Raw genomic sequence first — 4,744 nt, forward strand, 5'->3', positions numbered from 1 at the left:
CAAAATTATTGATATCGTTGATTGATAAATAGCTGGCGATTTTGGCGAACACTTCTTGGGGTACGCGAACCCACCGGTGATCAAAGCGAGCCATATCATGGACTACTTCAGGCTTGATTTCATTGCCCACTGTATCAACATCGGTACTGGTCTTTAAACCCGTTGCAGGTAGCATAATGTTAACCCCCCAAGGAGACTCAGGCGGTCAAGTATAGTCCTGTTGCAAGTATGATCAGTCACGATCTCGCAGAAAGTGTCATGTCTTTGCGGTCGCCATAAGATTGTATGGATGCAGGAGCAGTTACCACGCAGGGCAGTCTGTTCTCGGACAGCCTCCCGGAGCGGCTAAGGACAAGCGGGTTCGGGAGCACGTTTATGAAATATCCGGGCTAAACCCGGTGGCATCTGGCGTACAGGTTTTTTGGACAAGAACTATCCAAAAGAGCCTATTGCCTCTCCCATTTTAATTTTCTTACCGCTGACTAAACTCTCTTGCCATTCAACCACATCTTTCCCAAAAAGGCATATCACTGTTGAGCCAATACGAAACGCCCCCAGATCATCGCCAATATGAAATGGTATATTGTTAAAACTTTTCTCATGAATGTGCGCTCGCTTACCACCTTTTCGATGAGGCTCAACTACCCCTTTCTCCCAAACGGTTTCAATACTGGATACATTAATTGCTCCCACCATAACCATTGCCATAGGGCCTTGGGGTGTATCAAAAATACAAACTAATCGCTCATTCCTGACAAACAAGTGATCAATATTTCTTGCCGATTTGGGACTGACAGAATACAGTTTTCCCGGTATGTGAATCGTCTTTATCAGTTTCCCATAAGTGGGCATATGAAAACGGTGGTAATCACCAGGTGATAAATAAATATTGGCAAAACTGCCCCCCAGGAACGCATCAGAAAGCTCCTGATCTCCCCCTAATAAATCTTTGACGTTGTATGTATGTCCTTTAGCCTGGATAAGTTCTCCAGAATGTATTTTCCCAGCTTGGCTAATCGTTCCATCAACAGGTGAGGCAACTTCTGTATTTGAGTCAATGGGCCTGGCACTCTTCTCCAACTTTCGAGTAAAAAAATCATTGAAAGAGTCAAAATCTTCAGGTCGCTTTTTAACAGCCTCTTGTAGATTGATTTTATGCATCCAGATAAATTTGCGGATTAACCATTTTTTGATGGCCTTTTTTTTACATTCAGCTATTTTTCCAAATAAGTTCGAGAAAGCTTTGTGTGGTAACTTCATCTGGAGCTTGATTATCAGTTTTTCAAAAGAGTTTGCCGCTACTTTTCTTACTCTCAATCCTGCCCATTTTTTCTTTCCACCATTTGTCTTATGAGTATCTTCATGTCTGACAGGGACTTTCTGAGCAAGTGTTTTAGGTATTACGGCTGATGGATTCATAATTAATTCTTCCTTGATTCTGTATACTTCAAGTCAATAAATCAGATTGATTTTTTGAAATAATTATCCACTATTAATTTCTTCTATAACTTTGCTCATAACAAATGCCTACGTACGACATCTTAAAGTCATAGAATACTATTTCCTATTGTACTTTAGTCTTTATTAAGTAGCTGACCATATGGAATCGACTGTCTTGATCTTTATGGTGAATAAGGAATATCGACAAAGCACGACTGATATAGGTTCCGGGTTTGGAACTTGATCTGCGTTCATCCTGAGCAGGGTCGAAGGGTAACGGCACAATCCAGGCACTTTATGGGCCTTTTGGCGGCGTTCTGTGGACTAATGATTGCAGAATTGCCGCCGCTGCGGCTATACCAACCGGAGTAACGGCACCGATTCACCACCATCGCTGTCTTTTGCAAGATCGGGCCGTGGGGAATGCTCGGAGGATCTGGTCTTGGTGTCATCCCCCGGGTTCCTGGCCAATATGGGGCTATAGCCAGCCGATGCCCGCTGGCGATAGTAGCGGTAGATACACAAGCCAACCACCAGCACAAAAAGTACGCCGCCCAGGGCAATACCAGCTAAAGCGGCTTGACTCAGACCCAGATCCCTTGAGCTGCTTTTACCCGAAATGGTTGGTGTTGTTGTCGGGTTTGTTGTCGGGTTTGTTGTCGGGTTTGTTGTCGGGTTTGTTGTCGGAATTGTTGTCGAGAAGAACCCACACTGACGAATTTGATTATTTGCCAGTGCCGTAAAATTATAAACATCGGGCCGATAATTCGGCGGCAGCAGACCGGGGTCAATACCTGCACATAAATTATCCAGCCAGGGATGACAACCAGGGTCGGCATTGTTTTGCCAGTGTCCATTGATACGGACATTACAGATACCCGCTTCAGGACCACCCATAACACCAGCATCTCCATACTCACTGTCGACTTCACAATTGATCGCTGTGGTGCAGGCAAGACTGCCATGAGATAAAAATCTTCCCACTCCGATACCAGCATCTGCGCTCTTGCCGGAGGTTGTCACTGTACAGTTCAGTGCGGTGGTGCCAACAACCTTTTCAGATTCAAACCCGCCACCAACCATGCCCACCCCGATACCGGCCTCCCCGCCGGGGCCGGAGGTTGTCACAGTGCAATTTACTGCTGTGGTGTTAGCAACATTTGCCAAAGCAAAATGGCCTCCCCCTGCGCCGATGCCTGCACTGCCATACAGGCCGGAAGAGGACACGGTACAGTTCACCGCTGTGGTGTTGGCAACCATGTTAAAAAAAACAGCTTTGCCCAGGCCAATACCTGCGTCACCATACTCACCGGAGTTTTCCACTAGACAGTCCAACGCCGTGGTGTGAGAAACGGTGCCATCATCAAAAGCCGTACCCACACCAATGCCTGCACCTCCAGATTGACCGGAATTTTCTACTTTGCAGTTCACCGCCGTGGTGTTGGCAACCATGCCATGACCATCACGAAGCCCCTCTGCTTTAAAACCTGCCATAAGCCTTCCCGCACCAATGCCTGCTGCCCCTGAATGTTCAGCGTTGGACAATGTGCAGTTCACCGCAGTGGTGCCGACAACTCTGCCATTGCTATGGAGAAATCCGGCACCAATGCCTACAGCTCCGGAGTATTTCCCGTCAGCGGAGGTTGCCACTGTGCAGTTCACTGCAGTGGTGTTGAGCACCGTTCCCCGGACACTCCCCCCGGCAATTCCCGCACTGTCACCCAGGGCTAATACATGGGCATTGTTAACGCGGATATTACTGACCGTGGCAGCGTCTTCAATGGTACAGGCCGCGACCGCGACCGGGCCTTTTTCTCTTATATAAGCACCGTTAAAGTTCAGGCCATTGATCCGGCCTGAACCACCCAGTGTTTGCACCAGGCAATTACTGAGATTATCAATGGTGCCGTTTTCGAGACGGAGGCTGCCGGTAAACGGATGGGTATCATTACCAATGGGCTGGCCCAACTGGCGACCATCAATATCGCCGGTCTGCCGGTAATCATCATTGAGTGGAAAGCGAGGGTCGTGGCCGATCTTGCCAAGGGTGGCAGCATCCGGCACCGCTATCCAACGATCACTGTTACCGTCGGCTGTGGCTATCGCACCGGCGCCAGCGAGGCCGGAAGGAGCCCCAACGGCGGCGCTCGGCAGCTGGGGAGTCCGGGGCGTTGTACTGACCGGTTTACGATGCTGAGGCGATACGTCTTGAGGGCTGTTTTTTATGTCACAGGGGCTATTTAGCTGGTTTGTCTCGTCCAACAACGATACGACGTCAGATTCCGAGGACACAGATAATCGCCCCCACCGTCCCTGTGGCACAGAAGACTGGGTTGTTGCAGGTCGCGAGTCGCTGGCAGTAACGCTGCCGGGCATGGTGGGTGGCTGTATCAAAATCACTACCTCAGGATGGCGTTAATTAATGTGCTGGGCTTCCTACCGCTCACATTCTCATGGCTGCATAGACGATCATGAGAACTTTTACCTGATTGTTCGATCATCCAGCATAATGAGAATGCCACTCGGTTCCCGGAGCCAGAACAACCCAGGAGCATTTGCCGCGTGGCAGGCCATGCCCGGACAGCGTATTTGTGCCTGACTCGAGGATTCTCACAGCAAAAGATCAAACAACCCGCAGAATAGCCCTGGATACGTTATTTGTCTGTAACAATTCCCGAGAAAGGCATAAACCGGGCACGTCGTTTAGATTGCCTTGAATGATCTCTCTGCACGCTGAGGCGGAGCGTGACACTCCCCGCATTGTCAGGCGAGGCTTCTTTCTGACTTCACAGGCTTTTGCCAGTCTATGGTGACTGGACTTACTCAGAAGCCTCCATCAAAAGTAACCGGGAGCCCCTCGGTTATTAGTAGCTGGCCAAATGGAATCGAATATTTCTGGCTACTTATGAGGCTGTTTCGGGCATGACCTGCCAGAAGGAAACCACCAATGGCACTGAAACATCACCATTGCGAGGGAGCAAACTGGTGACCTGAATGGTGCGGCTGCACGGGCTGAAGCAAAATTTCCCAATTCTGTTTTCTGTTTGCAAACGGCTTCTTTCCTGCCAGCTCCCGTCTGCCGTCAAACCGAACAGAATCAGGCTGTGCGAATCCGTTGCAGGAACCACAGCCAGCAGATAGCCTTCTTGATTGAAATCTGCTTGATTGACGGAAAATTCGATGCGTTGCCTGACCCACTCACCGGCCGGTTCAGCGCAAAGTTCACCAACAGGTTTACGTTGATAGATATTCATATGGCCTGCAGGATCGTTACACACAATGGTTTCACCGTTGGGGCTGATTC

General features: G+C 49.1%; 3 protein-coding genes. All 3 read right to left on the reverse strand.

Annotated elements, in window-relative coordinates; genetic code table 11:
• Nucleotides 1-432: 432 nt before the first annotated feature.
• On the reverse strand, nucleotides 433-1,419 hold the full coding sequence (asd, locus tag KDK14_RS14340) for an archaetidylserine decarboxylase (protein WP_257265855.1): 987 nt from the start codon (nucleotides 1,417-1,419) through the stop codon (nucleotides 433-435).
• A gap of 375 nt (nucleotides 1,420-1,794) precedes the next feature.
• The gene (locus KDK14_RS14345; RefSeq protein WP_257265856.1) at nucleotides 1,795-3,834 is read right to left on the reverse strand and encodes a hypothetical protein; all 2,040 of its coding nucleotides are present in this window, start codon (nucleotides 3,832-3,834) and stop codon (nucleotides 1,795-1,797) included.
• 509 nt (nucleotides 3,835-4,343) lie between these two features.
• A partial coding sequence (locus KDK14_RS14350) for a hypothetical protein (RefSeq protein WP_257265857.1) occupies nucleotides 4,344-4,744 on the reverse strand: 401 nt, incomplete at its 5' end.

This window comes from Endozoicomonas sp. ONNA2 (genome assembly GCF_024606365.1).
Lineage (GTDB): Bacteria > Pseudomonadota > Gammaproteobacteria > Pseudomonadales > Endozoicomonadaceae > Endozoicomonas.